The sequence below is a fragment of the Nocardia sp. AB354 genome (assembly GCF_049538315.1).
Lineage (GTDB): Bacteria > Actinomycetota > Actinomycetes > Mycobacteriales > Mycobacteriaceae > Nocardia > Nocardia nova.
In genome coordinates this window covers 1-16,599 of sequence record NZ_JBMVFU010000002.1, presented here as the reverse complement: position 1 = coordinate 16,599, position 16,599 = coordinate 1, and the positions used below count along the sequence as shown (strand labels likewise).

Here is a 16,599-nt window from a genome sequence, read left to right as displayed (position 1 = left end):
CCGGTCTCGGAGTCCGCCGATGAGTCACGGTCGCCTACAACCCGGGCATCGGCCGCAGTCCGCTCGCCGTTACCGCGCCGACGGTGAATCCCTCGACCAGCATCCATACTTCGGTGGTAACCAATCCTTCGGCGGTTACACCGGTTCCCGTTCCGAGGAGCCCGCGGCCGCGCCCGTGCGCAGTATGCCGGGGCGTGCCGACAGCTGGATGCCGTCCGGTGGCGCGGCCGTCGTCGGTCTCACCGCGACCACCGCACACTCGACCGAGAACACCTGGGGCGCAACCGGTTCGGACGATTCCGGGCAGTGGCAGCCGTGGGGCGCCCAGGCCCGGCCCGACGGTGACTGGACCGCCGATCCGCAGTGGCCGCGGACCGATGAATGGGCCGCCGCCGATCCCGGTTACGACGACAGCCGGGGCGTGCACTACCCCGAGGACGAGGCCGACTACGAGGCCGCCGACGGCTACGACGAGCCCGTCGGCAACGAACCGTTCAACCTGGCCCGGCTGCGCAGCCCCTGGAAGCGTGACGGCGCCGAGGCCGAAGAGGCCGGCGCCACCGCGGAGGGCCCGAAGCGGTTCAGCGGCGCACACCGGGTGCCGACCCCACCGGCCGCGCTCAAGGGCCGGGCCGCCGTGGTGGCGGTCGCCGCCGGCGCGGTGGTCGCCGCCGGACAGGCCGGAATGGAGTCCGGCAGCCAGCACCACAATGCGACCGCCGACTACGACGCCGCCGGTCAGGTTCACGAGATCGCGGCCCAGGCGGTCAGCACCCAGGCGGGTAATCCGCAATCGCCGCAGGTTCTCAATGTCGCGCCGGTCGCGGATCTCAGTCAGTTCCAGGACATCCTGCAGCACGGTCAGGAATTCGCCGCCGGACTCGCGGCCCAGGAATCGGCGAAGCTGCGCCCCCTGTTCTCCAAATTCGCCAACGGCACCTTCACCTCCGGCTTCGGTAGCCGCTGGGGTGTGCAGCACCTGGGTGTCGACATCGCCGCCCCGATCGGTACCCCGATCTACGCGGTTGAGGACGGCGAGGTGATCAGCGCCGGCCCGGCCTCCGGTTTCGGCATGTGGGTCCGCCTGCGGCACGCCGACGGCACCATCACGGTCTACGGCCACGTCGACACCGCCACCGTCTCGGAAGGCCAACACGTGCTGGCCGGCGACCAGATCGCCACCGTCGGCAACCGCGGCTTCTCCACCGGCCCGCACTGCCATTTCGAGGTGTGGCTCAACGGCCAGGACAAGATCGACCCGCTCCCCTGGCTCGCCTCCCGCGGCATCTCCCTCGGCCCCGAACGCGACTAGGTTCGGGCGGCGGTCATTCCGGCGTCATGATCGAAATCAGGGTGGTCGGCGCTGAGGACTGGCGCATCTGGCGCCGAGTTCGGCTGGCAGCACTGGCGGGGGCACCGCGGGCGTACCGGACCCGGCTGGCGGAATGGCAGGGCGACGGCGATCGCGAGCACCGCTGGCGCGCGCGGTTGGATATCCCGGGAGCCCGCGATCTGCTGGCGTTGCACCACGGCGAACCGGTGGGAATAGCCAGCGGGGTGCCCGGCCCGGAAGATACTGCGGCCAGGGTGATTTCGATGTGGGTCGACCCGTCCGCGCGGGGTTTGGGCGTCGGCGATCTGCTGCTGACGACTGTCGAGCGCTGGGCTGCCGAATGCGGCTACACCACGCTCCGGCTCGGTGTCTTCGCCGACAACGAGCCCGCCATCGCGCTGTACCGCCGTAACGGATTCGAATTCGAGACCGGGCCCGGCGAAGACGCCGAACGGTTCCAGCGCACCGATCTCGACTCGGACGACCGCGTGGAACTCGTCATGGTCAAGGCCGTGGTCCCGGCGCGCCGCTGAGCGCGAGCCCGCCGGAACCGCCGCTCAGAGCTTGACCAGGGTCCGGCTGTACTGCGGGATGAGGCGGATCTTGCCGGCGGTGCCGAAGTCGATGGTGACCGTGGCGAGGGCGCCGAAGCCTTCGGCGGCGACCACTCGGCCGAGGCCGTACTTGTCGTCGCTGACGCGGTCACCCACCGCGAGGACGAGGCCGGAGTTGTTGTGTTTGGCCGCGGGCCGGGCGGGACCGCGGTCGCGCAGGCCGGGGCGCTGCTGGGACCAGCCGTCGCCGCGGGTCCAATCGCGTTCCAGGCCGTCGTCCTCGCCGCGGCGGCGGAAACCACGGCCGCCTGAAGGCGGAGTCGGCTCCAGACGCTGCCAATCCATCAGATGGCCCGGAATCTCCTGCAGGAAGCGGGACTCCGGATTCGACACCGCCTGTCCCCACCCGGACCGCACCACCGCACGGGACAGGTAGAGCCGTTTCCGGGCGCGGGTGATGCCGACGTAGGCCAGGCGGCGTTCCTCGGCCAGTTCGGCCGGATCGCCCAGCGCGCGCATATGCGGGAACTGGCCGTCCTCCCAGCCCGTCACGAACACCACCGGGAACTCCAGCCCCTTCGCGGTGTGCAGGGTCATCAGGGTGACCACGCCGGAGCCCTCGTCCGGGATCTGATCGGTATCGGCCACCAGCGAGACCCGTTCCAGGAACGCCGCCAGAGAACCGGGGTCCGGCTCGCCGTCGGCCGCCTCGGGCAGTAGACCCTCCTCGCGGGCGGCCTCCACATTGTTGCGCGCCTCGGAACTGAATTCCCTTGCCACGCTGACCAATTCGTTCAGATTGTCCAGCCGGGCGCCGTCCTGCGGATCGTCGGAGGCCTCCAGTTCGGCGCGGTAGCCGGTCTTGTCCAGCACCGCCTCGACGACGTTGCCCACATCCGGGAATTCGGTGTCCCCGGTAACGCCCGCGGCGCGGATCTCGTCGAGCAGATCGAGGAAGCCGGCGATCGCACGCTGCGCGCGGGTGTTCAGCAGGGCCACCTTGCCGTCGGCGGCGTCACGCAGCGCGGCCGCGAAGCCGATATCGCGCTGTTCGGCGTGCACCGCCACACAGGCCTCGGCGCGGTCACCGATACCGCGGCGCGGCGTGTTGAGGATGCGACGCAGGCTCACCGCATCGTCGGGGTTCTCCAGCACACGCAGGTAGGCGACCACATCGCGGACCTCCTTGCGCTCGTAGAACCGGACTCCGCCGACCACCTTGTAGGGCAGGCCCATGCGGATGAAGATCTCTTCCAGCGCGCGCGAATTGTTGTTGGTGCGATAGAACACCGCGACATCGCCGTAGTTGTAGTCGCCCTGTTCGACCAGCCGGTCGATCTCGCGCGCGACGAAGGACGCCTCGTCGTGTTCGTTGTCGGCGACGTAGCCGACGATCAGGTCACCCTCGCCGGAATCGGTCCACAACTTCTTGTCGCGCCGATTCTCGTTGCGGGAGATGAGCGCATTGGCCGCCGAGAGAATGTGCTGGGTGGACCGGTAGTTCTGTTCCAGCAGAATCGTTTCCGCGTCCGGAAAATCGCGCTCGAATTCCTCGATATTGCGGATGGTCGCCCCGCGGAACGCGTAGATGGACTGGTCGGCGTCACCGACCACGCACAGTTCGCTGGGCGGCACCACATCGTCGCGGCGCGCCGGTGTGAATTCCGGATCTGCGGCCTCGGCACCCGCGTCGGCGTCGTCGAGTTCGCCGGCCGGCGGTCGCACATGATGGCCGACCAGCTCACGCACCAGTACGTACTGGGCGTGGTTGGTGTCCTGGTACTCGTCGACCAGCACGTGCCGGAAGCGACGGCGGTAGTACTCGGCGACCTGCGGGTGGCTCTGCAGAAGAGCGACCGTCTCGCCGATCAGATCGTCGAAGTCGAAGGCATTGGCCGCGCGTAGCCGCCGCTGGTATTCGGTGTAGACGCGGGCGACGATGCCGGGCAGTTCGGTCTCGTCGGATTCCGCGTCCGCCGTGGCCGTTTCGGGGTCGATGAGCTCGTTCTTGAGATTGGAGATCGCGGTCGCGAGCAGTCGCGGCGAATACTTCTTCGGATCCAGATTCTGGTCGCGAATGATCATCGCCAGCAGGCGGCGTGAGTCGTCGGCGTCGTAGATGGAGAAGTTCGAGTTCAACGCGCCGGGCAGCAGGTTCGCCTGCATGCGCAGGATGCGCACGCAGGAGGAGTGGAAGGTGGACACCCACATGGCGGCGGCACGCGGACCGACCAGGTCGGTCACGCGCTCGCGCATCTCCGCGGCGGCCTTGTTGGTGAACGTGATGGCGAGGATCTGCCCGGGCGTGACGCCGCGTTCGGCCAGCAGATAGGCGATGCGCCGGGTGAGGACCGCGGTCTTCCCGGAGCCGGCGCCGGCCACGATCAGCAGTGGCGAACCCGCGTGCACGACCGCCGCCCGCTGCTGCGGATTCAAGCCCTCGAGCAGGCGCTCCGCCTGCCCATCGGCCCGCGCGGATCCGACCGCGCCTCGCGTTGCCGCCGTACTCACCGTTGCCGTCCCCGCCGCTGTTCCCGCCACCGTCGTCTCCATCGTCCATCCACGCTACCGGCGGCCACCGACATGCTGTAGTCCGGCGCGATCTCAGCGCATTCTCGACCGCGATCTCAACGCATTCTCAACGACGAGAACTTTGCCTCACTTGCCCCACGTGGCAGACTGGCCACATGACCAGCGCGCTCATGACCTCTGCTGTTCAGGCGTACGAAGGTATTCGTGGTCGCCGATTTCGCACGTGAGCGCACACTCGACGGGGGACAATTCAAGGCCGAACAGGTCTGTTTCACGGTGGAGGAACTAGATCGGTAACGGGGCAGGGCCGCACGCCGATCGAAGTTCTGACACGAGGAGAAGAAAGTATGAGCACCTCTACTGAGCCGATTGATCAGCCCGCGACCGGTTCCGATGCGACGTTGCCGAGTAGCGAGGCGGAGATCGAGAAGCTCCGCAAGGAGATCGATCGCCTCGACGCCGAGATTCTCGCGGCCATCAAGCGGCGCACCGAGGTCTCGCGCATCATCGGCCGCACTCGTATGGCCAACGGTGGCCCGCGCCTGGTGCACTCTCGCGAGATGAAGGTGCTGGAGCGCTTCAGCGAACTGGGCCAGGAAGGTCACACGCTGGCCATGCTGCTGCTCCGCTTGGGCCGCGGCCGCCTCGGCCACTGATCTACAGCCGCCTCGGCCACTGACCGGACTGCCGAACAGGCAGCCCTCGAGACCACGCGGCGATCGTCTCGACGAACTCCGCGACCCCAGGCCGCCCCGGGTGCCGATCCCCCGGGGCGGCCGTTTCGTATCCGGGAACCGCCGGATCAGGGCAGGGCGATGTACTTCGTCGACAGATACTCCTCGATTCCCTCGAAGCCGCCCTCCCGGCCGAATCCGGAGGCCTTGACCCCGCCGAACGGCGCCGCCGGATCGGAGATGACGCCGCGGTTGATGCCGACCATTCCACTCTCCAGCCCCTCGGCGATGCGCAGCGCACGATCCAGATCGCGGGTGTACACGTAAGCGACCAGACCGAATTCGGTGTCGTTGGCGGCGGCGAGGCCCTCCTCCTCGGTATCGAATCCGACGATCGGCGCGACCGGGCCGAACACCTCCTCGCTGAGAATGCGGGCCTGCTCGGGTACCTCGCACAGCACGGTCGCCGGGTAGTAGTACCCGGTCCCACCGGGCGCCTTACCGCCGATGCGCACCTCGGCGCCGCGTTCGACCGCGTCCTCGACCAGTTCGCTGACGGTGTCGAGCTGGTCCTGGTTGATCAGCGGGCCGAGGGTGGTCGACGGGTCGTCACCCGGGCCGAGCTTGACCTCCTGCATGGCGGCGACGAGTTTGTCGGTGAACTCCGCGCGGACCGAGTTGTGCACGTGGAACCGGTTGGCGGCGGTACAGGCCTCGCCGCCGTTGCGCAGCTTCGCCAGCATCGCGCCCTGCACCGCGGCATCGATGTCAGCGTCGTCGAAGACCACGAACGGGGCGTTGCCGCCCAGCTCCATCGAGGTGCGCAGCAGGCCGTTGGCGGACTTCTCGACCAGTTTCTTGCCGACCCCGGTCGAGCCGGTGAAGGTGAGTTTGCGCAGCCGCGGATCGTTGATCAGCGGCTCGGTCACCGCGCCCGAGTGGCTGGAGGTGATCACCGACAACACGCCGTCCGGCAGCCCCGCCTCACTGCACAGCTTCGCCAGCAGCAGCATGGTCAGCGGCGTGGCCGAGGCCGGCTTGACGATCATCGTGCAGCCGGCGGCCAGGGCCGGGCCGATCTTGCGGGTACCCATCGCGAGCGGGAAATTCCAGGGGGTGATGGCCAGGCACGGTCCGACCGGCTGCTTGTGGACCACGATGCGACCGGTGCCGGTGGGCGCGGTCTGGTAGCGGCCGTGCACCCGGACCGCCTCCTCGCTGAACCAGCGGAAGAATTCGGCGCCGTAGCGCACCTCGTTGCGGCTCTCCGGCAGCGCCTTACCCATTTCCAGGGTCATCAGCAGTGCGAAGTCCTCGGTGCGCTCGACGATCCGCTCGTAGACCGCGCGCAGGATCTCACCGCGTTCGCGGGCCGGGGTCGCCGCCCAGCTGTCCTGAGCGGCCACGGCCGCGTCGAGGGCCCGCACGGCGTCCTCGGGCGTGGCGTCGGCGACGTGTGTGAGGGGCTCTCCGGTCGCCGGATTCTCGACCGCGAAGGTGGCGCCACCGGTGGCATCCACCGGCCCGCCGATCCAGAGTTGCGTGGGGACGGATTCGAGTAACTCGGTTTGCGACACCATGTGCTCAGGGTAGGCCGCGATGGACGCGGGCGCGGGCAACTGCCGGGTGGGCGGTGACTATCTGCGAGAGAGCCGGCGACATCACTCCCTGCGCATACGGGAACAGGTCTGTAATCTCGCGGGAGTGAGCAGCGACATCACCGCGACGGCGGCCTGGCGGAAACTGCACGATCACTATTCGGCCGTGGCCGACCGGCATCTGCGCGAATTCTTCGCCGAGGATCCGGACCGGGGACGCGAGCTGACCGTCGAGGTCGGCGATCTCCACATCGACTACAGCAAGCACCGCATCACGCGCGAAACTCTGGATCTGCTGCTCGATCTGGCGGAGACGGCGGGTGTGGCGCGGCGCCGCGACGCGATGTTCGCGGGCGAGCACATCAACACCTCCGAGGACCGCGCGGTGGGGCATGTGGCACTGCGCCTGCCGGCCGGCGCGTCGATGATGATCGACGGCGCCGACGCGGGTGCGCAGGTGCACGAAGTCCTGCGCCGGATGGGCGATTTCACCGATGCGGTGCGGTCGGGACAGTGGCGCGGCGCCGGCGGTGAACGCATTTCCACGGTGGTGAACATCGGCATCGGCGGCTCGGATCTGGGTCCCGCCATGCTGTATCAAGCGTTGCGGCACTACGCGGATGCCGGGATCTCGGCACGATTCGTCTCCAATATCGATCCGGCGGATCTGACCGCGAAACTCGACGGCCTCGATCCGGCGCGCACTCTCTTCGTCGTTGCCTCCAAGACGTTTTCGACGCTGGAGACGCTCACCAACGCCACCGCGGCGCGGCGCTGGCTGGTCGCGGCGCTCGGCGAGGACGCGGTCGCCAAACATTTCGTGGCGGTGTCCACCCACGCGCAGCGGGTGGCCGATTTCGGTATCGATACCGCGAATATGTTCGAGTTCTGGGATTGGGTCGGCGGCCGTTATTCGGTGGATTCCGCGATCGGGCTGTCGATGATGGCGGTGATCGGGAAGGAGCGGTTCGCCGAATTCCTGGCCGGAATGCACGGTGTCGACGAACATTTCGTCTCCGCGCCGCCGGAGCGCAATGCGCCGATCCTGCTCGGCCTGCTCGGGGTCTGGTACTCGAATTTCTTCGGTGCCCAGTCGCGCGCGGTGCTGCCGTACTCCAACGATCTGGCGCGCTTCCCGGCCTATCTGCAGCAGCTGACCATGGAGTCGAACGGCAAATCGGTACGGCTGGACGGCAGTCCGGTGACGACCTCGACCGGCGAGATCTTCTGGGGTGAGCCCGGAACGAACGGGCAGCACGCCTTCTACCAGCTGCTGCATCAGGGCACCCGGCTGGTGCCGGCCGATTTCATCGGATTCGCCCGTCCCACCGACGATCTCGCGACGCGCGACGGCTCCGGAAGCATGCACGACATTCTGATGAGCAATCTGTTCGCGCAGACGAAGGTGCTGGCCTTCGGGCGCACGGCGGCGGAGATCGAGGCCGAGGACGGCGGAACTCCGGGGTTCGATCCGGCCCTGGTGCCGCATCGCGTGATGCCCGGTAACCGCCCCTCCACCACGATCCTGGCCCCGCAACTCACCCCGTCGGTCGTCGGGCAGTTGATCGCGCTCTACGAACATCAGGTCTTCGTCGAGGGCACCATCTGGGGAATCGACAGTTTCGACCAGTGGGGCGTGGAGCTGGGCAAACAGCAGGCGCTCGCCCTGGAGCCGCTGCTCACCTCCGCGGAAGATCCGGCACCGCAATCGGATTCGTCGACCGATGCGCTGATTCGGTGGTATCGCGGCCACCGCTGACCCGCCACCACGGAAAATCCCCCGCCCGGATGCGTAATTGATCTCATGCCGGGAATGTGAGCAGGGCACTGCCATGGCCCGATGCCCCGTTGTAACGTCCGGAATATGACCTCGGTTGCACAACATCTGCTGTGGTTCCTGCCGATGCTGTGGCTCGGCATGGTGCTGGCCATCTCCTTCCTGGAGGCGCCGCTGAAGTTCCGCGCGCCGGGAGTGACGCTCGCCCTCGGGCTGGGTATAGGTCGGCTGGTGTTCAAGGCGCTCAACATCACCGAGGCCGTCTTGGCGGTGCTGTTGCTGATTTCGGCAGCCGTAGTAGGCCCGAGCGGGGCGACCTGGGGATGGCTGATCGGCGCGGCGGTCGTGCTGGCGATACAGGTGGTGGCGGTCCGGCCGCCGCTGACCCGGCGTTCGAACCGGGTCCTGGCCGGTGAGGACGGACCCCGCTCGACGGCGCACTACTGGTACATCGGGCTCGAGTTGCTGAAGGTGGTCGCGCTGATCGGCCTGGCCATCGCCGCCGCGCCCTGACATCGGTAACGACCAACGGCGCCGTATCTTCGCCTGCTTGCTCACCGGACCCGTTGACTTATGCAGGTAAATGCCTGCATAATTTTCCCGTGCAACCCGAACCGGATTTGGACGTGGTCTTCAAGGCATTGGCCGACCCGACGCGGCGGCTGGTGCTGGATCGGCTTCGCGCGCAGAACGGGCAGACTCTGCGCGAACTGTGCGAGCGGGTGGAGATGGCGCGCCAGTCACTGACTCAGCATCTCGACATCCTGGTGCGAGCGGGACTGGTCACCGTGCTGCGACGCGGGCGGGAACGGGTGCACTACATCAATCCGGCACCTATCCACGACATCGAACAACGATGGATCTCCGTCTTCGACAGGCCGCGACTGGATGCGATCCGGGCCATCAAAAACCAGGCTGAGGAGTACGCCATGAGCACCACCGTGCCCAACTACGTCTACGTCACCTATATCCATGCCAGCGCCGACCAGGTGTGGAAGGCACTGACCGACGCCGATCTCACCGCCCGATACTGGGGACACGCGAATGTGTCGGACTGGCAACCGGGTTCGAGCTGGGAACACCGTCGCGTCGACGGCTCGGGGGCCGTCGACGTCGTCGGCGAGGTGATCGAATCGGATCCGCCGCACCGCCTCGTGGTGACCTTCGAGGATATGCCCGACGCCGACCGCTCGCCGTCGCTGGTCACCTTCCTCGTCGAACCGCACCGCGATATCGTCCGGCTCACCGTCACGCACGAGAATCTGCCGAATCAGGAGATGCTGCAAGGCATTTCGAGCGGCTGGCCGGCCGTGCTGGCCAACCTCAAGTCCCTGCTCGAGACCGGCGACGTACTGCCGCAGGCCCCGTGGGAGATGTCGAGCGAACCGGTGGGCTGAGCCGGATCGGGCGAATCCGGATCAGCCGAATTCGGATCAGACGAAGGCGCGCTGCAGGATCGCCTCGGTATCCACTCCCACCGGGAGGGTGCCGAAGGCGATTCCCCAGTCGCCACCGAATCGGCTGGCGCAGAAGGCATCCGCCACGGCGGCATGGCCGTGGCGCACCAGCTGCGCGCCCTGCAACACCAACGCCATCAGTTCGATCACCCGCCGGGCGCGGAACTCGATATCACTGAGGTCGGTGAGCTCCTTGCCGATCCGGTCGATCGCGTCGTCGAGGTGGTGGTTGGCGCCGCGGGCCAGTGAGACCTCGTTGAAGTAGGCCTCGACCGTCTCCGGCTGCCGGCCCATGGCGCGCAGGGCGTCCAACGCCGCCACATTGCCCGAGCCCTCCCAGATCGACATCAGCGGCGCCTCCCGATAGAGCCGCGGCATACCGGATTCCTCGACATAGCCGTTGCCGCCGAAGCATTCCAGCGCCTCGGCCGCGTGTGCGGGGGCACGCTTGCAGACCCAATACTTGGTCACCGCCAATGCGATTCGACGCAGCGCCGCCTCGGCGGGATCGGTCGCGGCGCGGTCGGTGGCACCGGCCAGCCGCAGCATCACCGTCGTCGCGGCATCGGATTCGATGACCAAGTCGGCCAGCACATTGCGCATGGCGGGCTGGTCGACGAGCTTGGCGCCGAACGCTTCCCGATGCCGGGTGTGGTGAGCGGCGTAGACCACGCCGGTGCGCATGCCGGTCGCGGAGCCGATCACACAGTCGAGACGGGTCATGTTCACCATCTCGATGATGGTCTTCACACCCGCGCCCTCGGCGCCGACCAGCCAGCCTGTCGCGTTCTCGTACTCGATTTCCGAGGACGCGTTGGACTTGTTGCCCAGCTTGTCCTTCAGGCGCTGCAGCCGCAGCGCGTTACGGGTGCCGTCGGGCAGCACACGCGGCAGCAGGAAGCAGGACAGGCCGCCGGGCGCTTGCGCCAGCGTCAGGAACATATCCGACATCGGCGCGGAGGTGAACCACTTGTGCCCGACGATGCGATAGGTACCGTCGGATTGCGGTGTGGCCGTGGTGGTGTTGGCCCGCACGTCGGAGCCGCCCTGCTTCTCCGTCATCGACATCCCGGCGATCAGACCGGCCTTCGTCGAGGGCTCACGCAGGCCGAAATCGTAGGTGCGCGAACCGAGTAGCGGCTCGAAGCGAGCGGCCAGTTCGGGATTGTGGCGCAGTGCCGGAACCGCGGCGTAGGTCATGGAGATGGGACACATGTGTCCGGCGTCGGCGACGCCCCAGGTGTAGAACTTCGCGGCGCGGGCGACGTGCGCGCCGGGCCGATCGTCGAGCCAGGGGCTGCCGTGCAGGCCGTGCCGTACGGCGACGTCCATCAGGTTGTGCCAGTAGGGGTGGAATTCCACCTCGTCCACCCGATTGCCGTAGCGGTCGTGGGTGTGCAGCACCGGCGGGTACTCGTTGGCCAGCCGGCCCCACTCCTGCGCCTCGAAACTTCCCGCCAGCGCGCCCAATTCGCGCACCTCGGCTTCGGCCCAGCCCGCACCCTCCCGGTGCAGGCCCTCGATCAGGGCCGGGTTGCGGGAGAAGTCGAATGGGGTGATCGGCGGGACCTGGTTGAATACTTCGTGGGTGGCCATATGAGTTCTCCTATTCGTGCGCGCCGAGCGCGCGCAGCGCGAAGGCGACGAGTTCGGGCACCACGGATTCGCTCTGCAGCTGCTCGGCCAACGGTCCGACCAGCACCTCACCGATGGCGCCGACCAGGGCGGTGGCGGCGGTGCGCGGGTCCTGGGGCGGCAGTTGCCCGGCGCCGACACCGTCGGCGATCGCGGACTCGAAGGTTTCGGCGAAGGCCCTGCGGAAGCGCAGGCGTTCGGTATCGACGCTCGCGTCCACGGGTTCGGCGAGCAGGACGTAGGCGAGTTTGGGATTCTTCAGCGCGCGCCCGGCGAAGGTCTCCACCGCGGCGGTGACGCGCTCGACGACGCCGCCCTCCGCCCCGGCCTGTGCGACCGCGGCGACCTCGCGCGTGACGACGTCCCGGAACACAGCGGTGACCAACTCGGCCTTCCCGCTGAAACTCTTGTAGACGGTTCCCGTGGCGACTCCGGCCTCCGCCGCGACGGTGGCCATCGACAGCCCGCCGAAGCCCTGCTCCGAAAGCACCTTCATGGCCGCGTGCACGATCGCACGCGACTGTGCGTCCAGTCGCGCCTGCACGGCGGGGGTTCTGCGGTACGCCACGCAAGAAGTGAATCACAAATTCATTTCTTGACGCAAGGGCCGGGGCGGGCCGTATGGTCGAATTCGTGAGCGTACGAATCGAGCGCAGCGGGCCGGTCTTCACGGTGATCCTGGATCGCCCCGAGGCACGCAATGCCGTCGACGGACCGACCGCACAGGCGCTGGCCGCCGCGTTCCGCGAATTCGATGCCGACGACACCGCGGCGGTCGCGGTGCTCTGGGGCGCGGGCGGCACCTTCTGCGCCGGGGCGGATCTGAAATCGCTGGGCACCGAGAAGTCCAACCGGGCGGCCGAGGACGGCGACGGCCCCATGGGCCCCACCCGCATGACGCTGTCCAAGCCGGTGATCGCCGCCGTCTCCGGCTATGCCGTAGCCGGCGGGCTGGAACTGGCGCTGTGGTGCGATATGCGGATCGCCGAGCAGGACAGCACATTCGGTGTGTTCTGCCGCCGCTGGGGCGTCCCGCTGATCGACGGTGGCACGGTGCGCCTACCGCGCATCGTCGGCGCGGGCCGGGCGATGGACATGATTCTCACCGGCCGAGCCGTCGCCGCACCCGAGGCTTTGCAGATCGGACTGGTCAACCGCGTCGTCGGCCCCGGTGAATCCCGTTCCGCCGCAGAGCGACTCGCCGCCGAGCTGGCCGCCCTGCCGCAGACCTGCCTGCGTTCGGACCGGATGTCGGCGCTGGAGCAGTGGGGGCTGGACGAATCGGAGGCGATGGCCCGCGAGTTCCGCTACGACTTCACCGCGCTGGCCGACGGTGCGCTCGAGGGCGCGCAGCGGTTCGCCGGCGGAGCGGGCCGCCACGGATCGTCGGCCTGAACGGCGATGGGCCGGCTCAGCGTCGTCGACGAGATCTTCCTGCGCGCCCATCGCGGTCTGGGCACTCCCAGTGCGCTGCAGGGATTGTGGCGCACCGCCGACCCGATCGACAGGCGGCTGCTGGAACAGATCCACGCCGCCCTGCGCGTCGGCCCCCTCGGCCGCCGCGTCGTCCGCCCCCGAGTTCCGGGTGCGCGGCCGTACTGGCGGCGCAACGACGGCGCCCATCCGTTGCGCATCGCCGGCGGCGGCATCGCCACCGCCGACCTGCTGAGCTGGGCCGACGAACAGGGCTACGATCTGGATCCGGAATTCGGGCCGGGGTGGCGGCTGTCCGCGGCGGCGCTGCGCGAGGGCGGTTCGGTGGTGGCACTGACCTGTTCGCATGCCCTCGCCGATGGACGCGGCCTGGCGCTGGCCGTCGACCACGCGCTGTCCGGCTCGCCGCTCACGGATTATGCGGCACCGCAGTCGGATTGGTCCGATGCGGCCAGGCAGTGGAGCACCGTGTTGTCCGGCAGTGCGCGCGCCCTGCGACACGGGGTGCCACGGGAACCCGGTGACGGAGCGTGCCGCAGCGCCGAGACGGCGACGACAACCGATGCGGTCCTGCAATTTCCGGCGGCGGACTGGGAGCTCGCCGCGGCGGGGCGGGGCGGAACGGCGAACAGCCTGTTCCTCCACGTCGTCGCGAAGATGCTGTGGGACAGCGGTTTTCTCGACTCGCCGATAACCGCCGCCGTTCCCGTCGATACCCGCGACGATCGCCGCGTCAACAACGACATGGCCATGACCGAAGTGGTGGTCGAGCGCACCGATACTCCCGCGACCCTGCGTGAGAAGTGCCGTGCCGCATACGAATACCGGATGTCCGGTCCCCCGGGCATGCCCGCGGAACTGCTGCAGGTGCTGCCCGCGCGCGTCGCGCACCGGCTCTCCCGGGGTGCGGGCGAACGTGACATTCTGTGCTCGAACATCGGCACCCTCCCGGCCTCGCTGGCACAGCTGGGCCCGCATCGCTGCACCGGCGTCGCCGCCCGGGCCATCCATCCCGGACTGCAACCGACGGCGCTCCCCCGCACCCGCCTCGCGGCCTACCTGTGCCGGATCGGGCACACGTACACCCTCGCTCTGGTGGGCCTGGATCAGGAGCGGATCGAATCCTCCGATGCGCTGGTCGATTTCGCACGGAAGGCGATCGAACGATTCGAGGTACCGGTCACCGCGTGGTGAGGATCCGCGTCGTCACGTGGTCCGGGACGGCGCCCGGGCGTACCAGGTCCGGCGCCGGGATCGGAGTGCCGAAGACCTGACGGACCGGGAGCAGGCCCGCCCAGGCGTCGCTGTTCAGGTCGGCGGGATCGTCGGAGGGATCGCCGGTTCGGGTCTTCACCGAGGCCTCGGTGAGGTCGAGGGCCAGGACCAGGGTGGCCGCCAGCTCCTTCTTGTCGGGCGCGCGCACGGTATCCCAGGCGCCGGGGGCGGAATGGTCGACGATGACGCGCAACGCGCGTAGCCGCTCCTCGGGGTCGGTGACTTCGACCGGGCGCCCGTGGATCACGGCGGAGCGGTAATTCATCGAAAAGTGCATGGCCGCACGGGCGTACACGATCGCATCGACCAGACTCACCGCGACACAGATGTCCCCGGTGAGGGCGGCGCGCAGGTTGCCGGCGCCGGTGGATCCGTGCAGGTACAGCGTGTCCGCGCTGCGGCCGTAGACCGTCGGCAGCACGACGGGCGCGCCGTGCAGGGTCACCCCGATATGGCAGATCAGTCCGGCGTCGAGCACCTCGTCCAGGGCCGAGCGGTCGGTGGCGGCGCGGTCCCGATAGCGGGTGACGGTGCTGCGCGGGGTCGGCGAGAGCTTCGGGCGCGTGGGTGTTCCTGGCATATGACCAGGGTCTACGATCGGGTGGCATCGCCATATGGCCAATCAGGAGCTATTTCGGAAGTCCACTTGTGCGGACGCCGCGCGATCGTCCCAGTGGGGCATTCGAGCCGAAGGGAGCATCGTGGAGGACCTCCCGCTGTCGATCGATCGCGATGCACCACGCCCGCTGTCGGTCCAGGTGGCCGACGAACTGCGCGCCGCGGCGACGGCCGGCCGGCTGCGAGGCGGCGAGCGACTCCCTTCGTCCCGCGCTCTGGCCGAACGCCTGGGCGTCAGCCGCACGGTGGTCACCGCCGCCTACGACCAATTACATGCCGAGGGCTGGATCTCGGGACGGCACGGCTCGGGCACCTACCTCACCGCCGCACCGGCATCGGTACCGGAACCCGTTGCGGCGAGCGCTCTTTCGGATGTCGTCGGCGAACTGCTCGACCTGGCCCCGGGCGCACCCTGCGTGGCGGCGATAGACCGCGCGGCCTGGCGTCGCGCCTGGCGCGCCGCGAGTGACCGGCTGCCGTCGGCGCGCAAGGACCGCGGCGGCGAACCGGATTACCTCGCCATGATCACCGAACATCTGCTCCGCCATCGCGGCCTCGCTCCCGGCAGCGACAGTGTCGTCCTCGCCACCTCCGGCACCAGTTCGGCGGTCGGCGAACTCGCCCACGCCGTGCTGCGCCGTGGCGACACCGTGGCCGTCGAAGATCCCGGCTACCTCCGCGCGGTCGGCGCCTTCCGCGCCGCGGGTATCGAGGTACTGCCGATACCGTTGGACGACAAGGGCATTCGAGTGGACAGAATTCCCGCCGGTGTGCGCGCCGTCTACTGCACCCCGGCCCATCAGTTCCCGCTCGGCGCCCGGATGCCCGCCGCCCGCCGCGTCGAACTGATCGACTTCGCCCGGCGTACCGGCGCGCTGATCATCGAGGACGACTACGACGGCGAATTGCGTTACGACAGTGCCCCTTTGCCATTGCTGGCGAGCCTCGACCCGAGTCGGGTCATCCATCTCGGCACCACCTCCAAAATCCTGTCCACCACGCTCGGCGTCGGCTGGCTCGTCGCCTCCCGGGCTGTCACGGACGCCGTGACGGCCCACCGGGAAAGCACCGGCACCTGTCCGGCTCCCGCCGGTCAGCTGGTGTTCGCCGAGCTCGCCCGGCACGGCGACCTGGCCCGTCATCTGCGCCGCCTGCGCCGTGAGATGCCGCCGCGCCGGGCACTCGTGGTTGCCGAACTTCGCGCCCGCGGGCTCGATGTCGTCGGCGACCATGCCGGATCACATGTGCTCGTCCCGCTCGAATCCGCCGCGGTCGAGGAAGCCGCGATCGCCCACGCCCGTGATCGCGGGGTACGGCTCGACGGCCTCGCCCGCCATCACGCCGATCGACCGCACACCTTCGGCGCCCCGATCGGCTACGCGGCGCTGCCCTCCGCCGAACTGCGCGCCGCGATCACCATCGCCGCCGAATGCCTCGCGGCCGCGTCATACGCCGGCCCGATGCGGCCCCCTTTCCACGGGTGGCAATAGCAGCTCGGTTGCGTGCTGGCCTCGGGGTACGAAATTCTCGAACCGAGTACGACCCTGACGAGCGATAGATCGAGGCGGTTGTGGAAATTGCTTCTGCTCCTCCCGAGGTCGAGGCGCGCAGCTGCGAGCGTGGTCGCGTATCGACGGTTCGTGGATCGGGGAGTGTGTGGTGAGCGGTTCCGGGGGTGAGGATCTCGCGGACGTGGTGGACCGGATCACCGC

At 68.6% G+C, this 16,599-nt stretch carries 14 protein-coding genes; 9 read left to right on the top strand and 5 right to left on the bottom strand.

The window, feature by feature from the left end:
- Positions 1–19: 19 nt before the first annotated feature.
- Together ACPCUW_RS02585 and ACPCUW_RS02580 are read left to right on the top strand one after the other, a co-directional pair.
- The gene (locus tag ACPCUW_RS02585; protein ID WP_423423553.1) at positions 20–1,312 is read left to right on the top strand and encodes a M23 family metallopeptidase; all 1,293 of its coding nucleotides are present in this window, start codon (positions 20–22) and stop codon (positions 1,310–1,312) included.
- Between the two features lie 26 nt (positions 1,313–1,338).
- A complete protein-coding gene (locus tag ACPCUW_RS02580) occupies positions 1,339–1,866 on the top strand; it encodes a GNAT family N-acetyltransferase (RefSeq protein ID WP_305780613.1) in 528 nt (175 codons plus the stop codon).
- A 24-nt stretch (positions 1,867–1,890) separates the two neighbouring features.
- On the opposite strand, the gene pcrA is transcribed toward ACPCUW_RS02580, so the two are convergent.
- Entirely contained in the window at positions 1,891–4,440 is a 2,550-nt protein-coding gene (pcrA, locus tag ACPCUW_RS02575) for a DNA helicase PcrA (protein WP_423423552.1), read from the bottom strand.
- 326 nt (positions 4,441–4,766) lie between these two features.
- Here pcrA and ACPCUW_RS02570 point away from each other — a divergent pair, with 326 nt between their 5' ends.
- Positions 4,767–5,075 carry a chorismate mutase gene (locus ACPCUW_RS02570; RefSeq protein ID WP_036505489.1) on the top strand — a complete coding sequence of 103 codons (309 nt, stop codon included), beginning with the start codon at positions 4,767–4,769 and terminating at the stop codon, positions 5,073–5,075.
- A gap of 146 nt (positions 5,076–5,221) precedes the next feature.
- Here the strand turns inward: ACPCUW_RS02570 and ACPCUW_RS02565 are convergent, their stop codons facing one another.
- The gene (locus ACPCUW_RS02565; RefSeq protein WP_305780615.1) at positions 5,222–6,673 is read right to left on the bottom strand and encodes an NAD-dependent succinate-semialdehyde dehydrogenase; all 1,452 of its coding nucleotides are present in this window, start codon (positions 6,671–6,673) and stop codon (positions 5,222–5,224) included.
- Between the two features lie 124 nt (positions 6,674–6,797).
- Between ACPCUW_RS02565 and pgi the strand changes: the two genes are divergently transcribed.
- The 3 genes from pgi (at position 6,798) to ACPCUW_RS02550 (ending at position 9,865) form a co-directional block, all read left to right on the top strand.
- Positions 6,798–8,450 (top strand): glucose-6-phosphate isomerase, encoded by a 1,653-nt coding sequence (gene pgi / locus ACPCUW_RS02560; RefSeq protein WP_423423551.1) that lies wholly within the window; start codon positions 6,798–6,800, stop codon positions 8,448–8,450.
- Positions 8,451–8,555: 105 nt separating this feature from the next.
- Positions 8,556–8,981: a hypothetical protein gene (locus ACPCUW_RS02555; RefSeq protein ID WP_063014237.1), complete on the top strand. Its 426-nt coding sequence runs from the start codon at positions 8,556–8,558 to the stop codon at positions 8,979–8,981.
- 113 nt (positions 8,982–9,094) lie between these two features.
- Positions 9,095–9,865, top strand: coding sequence for an ArsR/SmtB family transcription factor (locus ACPCUW_RS02550; RefSeq protein ID WP_305780654.1), 771 nt, complete (start codon positions 9,095–9,097; stop codon positions 9,863–9,865).
- 36 nt (positions 9,866–9,901) lie between these two features.
- On the opposite strand, the gene ACPCUW_RS02545 is transcribed toward ACPCUW_RS02550, so the two are convergent.
- Complete coding sequence (locus tag ACPCUW_RS02545) at positions 9,902–11,521, bottom strand: acyl-CoA dehydrogenase family protein (protein WP_305780617.1); 1,620 nt, start codon at positions 11,519–11,521, stop codon at positions 9,902–9,904.
- A gap of 10 nt (positions 11,522–11,531) precedes the next feature.
- The gene (locus ACPCUW_RS02540; RefSeq protein ID WP_305780618.1) at positions 11,532–12,128 is read right to left on the bottom strand and encodes a TetR/AcrR family transcriptional regulator; all 597 of its coding nucleotides are present in this window, start codon (positions 12,126–12,128) and stop codon (positions 11,532–11,534) included.
- A 53-nt stretch (positions 12,129–12,181) separates the two neighbouring features.
- On the opposite strand from ACPCUW_RS02540, the gene ACPCUW_RS02535 reads away from it, so the two are divergent.
- Both ACPCUW_RS02535 and ACPCUW_RS02530 read left to right on the top strand, forming a co-directional pair.
- Positions 12,182–12,955 (top strand): crotonase/enoyl-CoA hydratase family protein, encoded by a 774-nt coding sequence (locus ACPCUW_RS02535; protein ID WP_423423550.1) that lies wholly within the window; start codon positions 12,182–12,184, stop codon positions 12,953–12,955.
- Between the two features lie 6 nt (positions 12,956–12,961).
- Positions 12,962–14,188 carry a hypothetical protein gene (locus ACPCUW_RS02530; RefSeq protein WP_423423549.1) on the top strand — a complete coding sequence of 409 codons (1,227 nt, stop codon included), beginning with the start codon at positions 12,962–12,964 and terminating at the stop codon, positions 14,186–14,188.
- Here ACPCUW_RS02530 and ACPCUW_RS02525 read toward each other — a convergent pair.
- On the bottom strand, positions 14,175–14,849 hold the full coding sequence (locus ACPCUW_RS02525) for a pyridoxamine 5'-phosphate oxidase family protein (RefSeq protein WP_305780620.1): 675 nt from the start codon (positions 14,847–14,849) through the stop codon (positions 14,175–14,177). The genes ACPCUW_RS02530 and ACPCUW_RS02525 overlap by 14 nt on opposite strands.
- Before the next feature lie 121 nt (positions 14,850–14,970).
- On the opposite strand from ACPCUW_RS02525, the gene ACPCUW_RS02520 reads away from it, so the two are divergent.
- Complete coding sequence (locus ACPCUW_RS02520; RefSeq protein ID WP_423423548.1) at positions 14,971–16,377, top strand: PLP-dependent aminotransferase family protein; 1,407 nt, start codon at positions 14,971–14,973, stop codon at positions 16,375–16,377.
- Positions 16,378–16,599 lie beyond the last annotated feature (222 nt).

Coding starts and splice junctions, on each gene's coding strand:
- ACPCUW_RS02585 (WP_423423553.1), top strand. CDS start 20: ATGAGTCACGGTCGCCTACAACCCGGGCATCGGCCGCAGTCCGCTCGC.
- ACPCUW_RS02580 (WP_305780613.1), top strand. CDS start 1,339: ATGATCGAAATCAGGGTGGTCGGCGCTGAGGACTGGCGCATCTGGCGC.
- pcrA (WP_423423552.1), bottom strand. CDS start 4,440: ATGGAGACGACGGTGGCGGGAACAGCGGCGGGGACGGCAACGGTGAGT.
- ACPCUW_RS02570 (WP_036505489.1), top strand. CDS start 4,767: ATGAGCACCTCTACTGAGCCGATTGATCAGCCCGCGACCGGTTCCGAT.
- ACPCUW_RS02565 (WP_305780615.1), bottom strand. CDS start 6,673: ATGGTGTCGCAAACCGAGTTACTCGAATCCGTCCCCACGCAACTCTGG.
- ACPCUW_RS02555 (WP_063014237.1), top strand. CDS start 8,556: ATGACCTCGGTTGCACAACATCTGCTGTGGTTCCTGCCGATGCTGTGG.
- ACPCUW_RS02545 (WP_305780617.1), bottom strand. CDS start 11,521: ATGGCCACCCACGAAGTATTCAACCAGGTCCCGCCGATCACCCCATTC.
- ACPCUW_RS02535 (WP_423423550.1), top strand. CDS start 12,182: ATGGTCGAATTCGTGAGCGTACGAATCGAGCGCAGCGGGCCGGTCTTC.
- ACPCUW_RS02530 (WP_423423549.1), top strand. CDS start 12,962: ATGGGCCGGCTCAGCGTCGTCGACGAGATCTTCCTGCGCGCCCATCGC.
- ACPCUW_RS02525 (WP_305780620.1), bottom strand. CDS start 14,849: ATGCCAGGAACACCCACGCGCCCGAAGCTCTCGCCGACCCCGCGCAGC.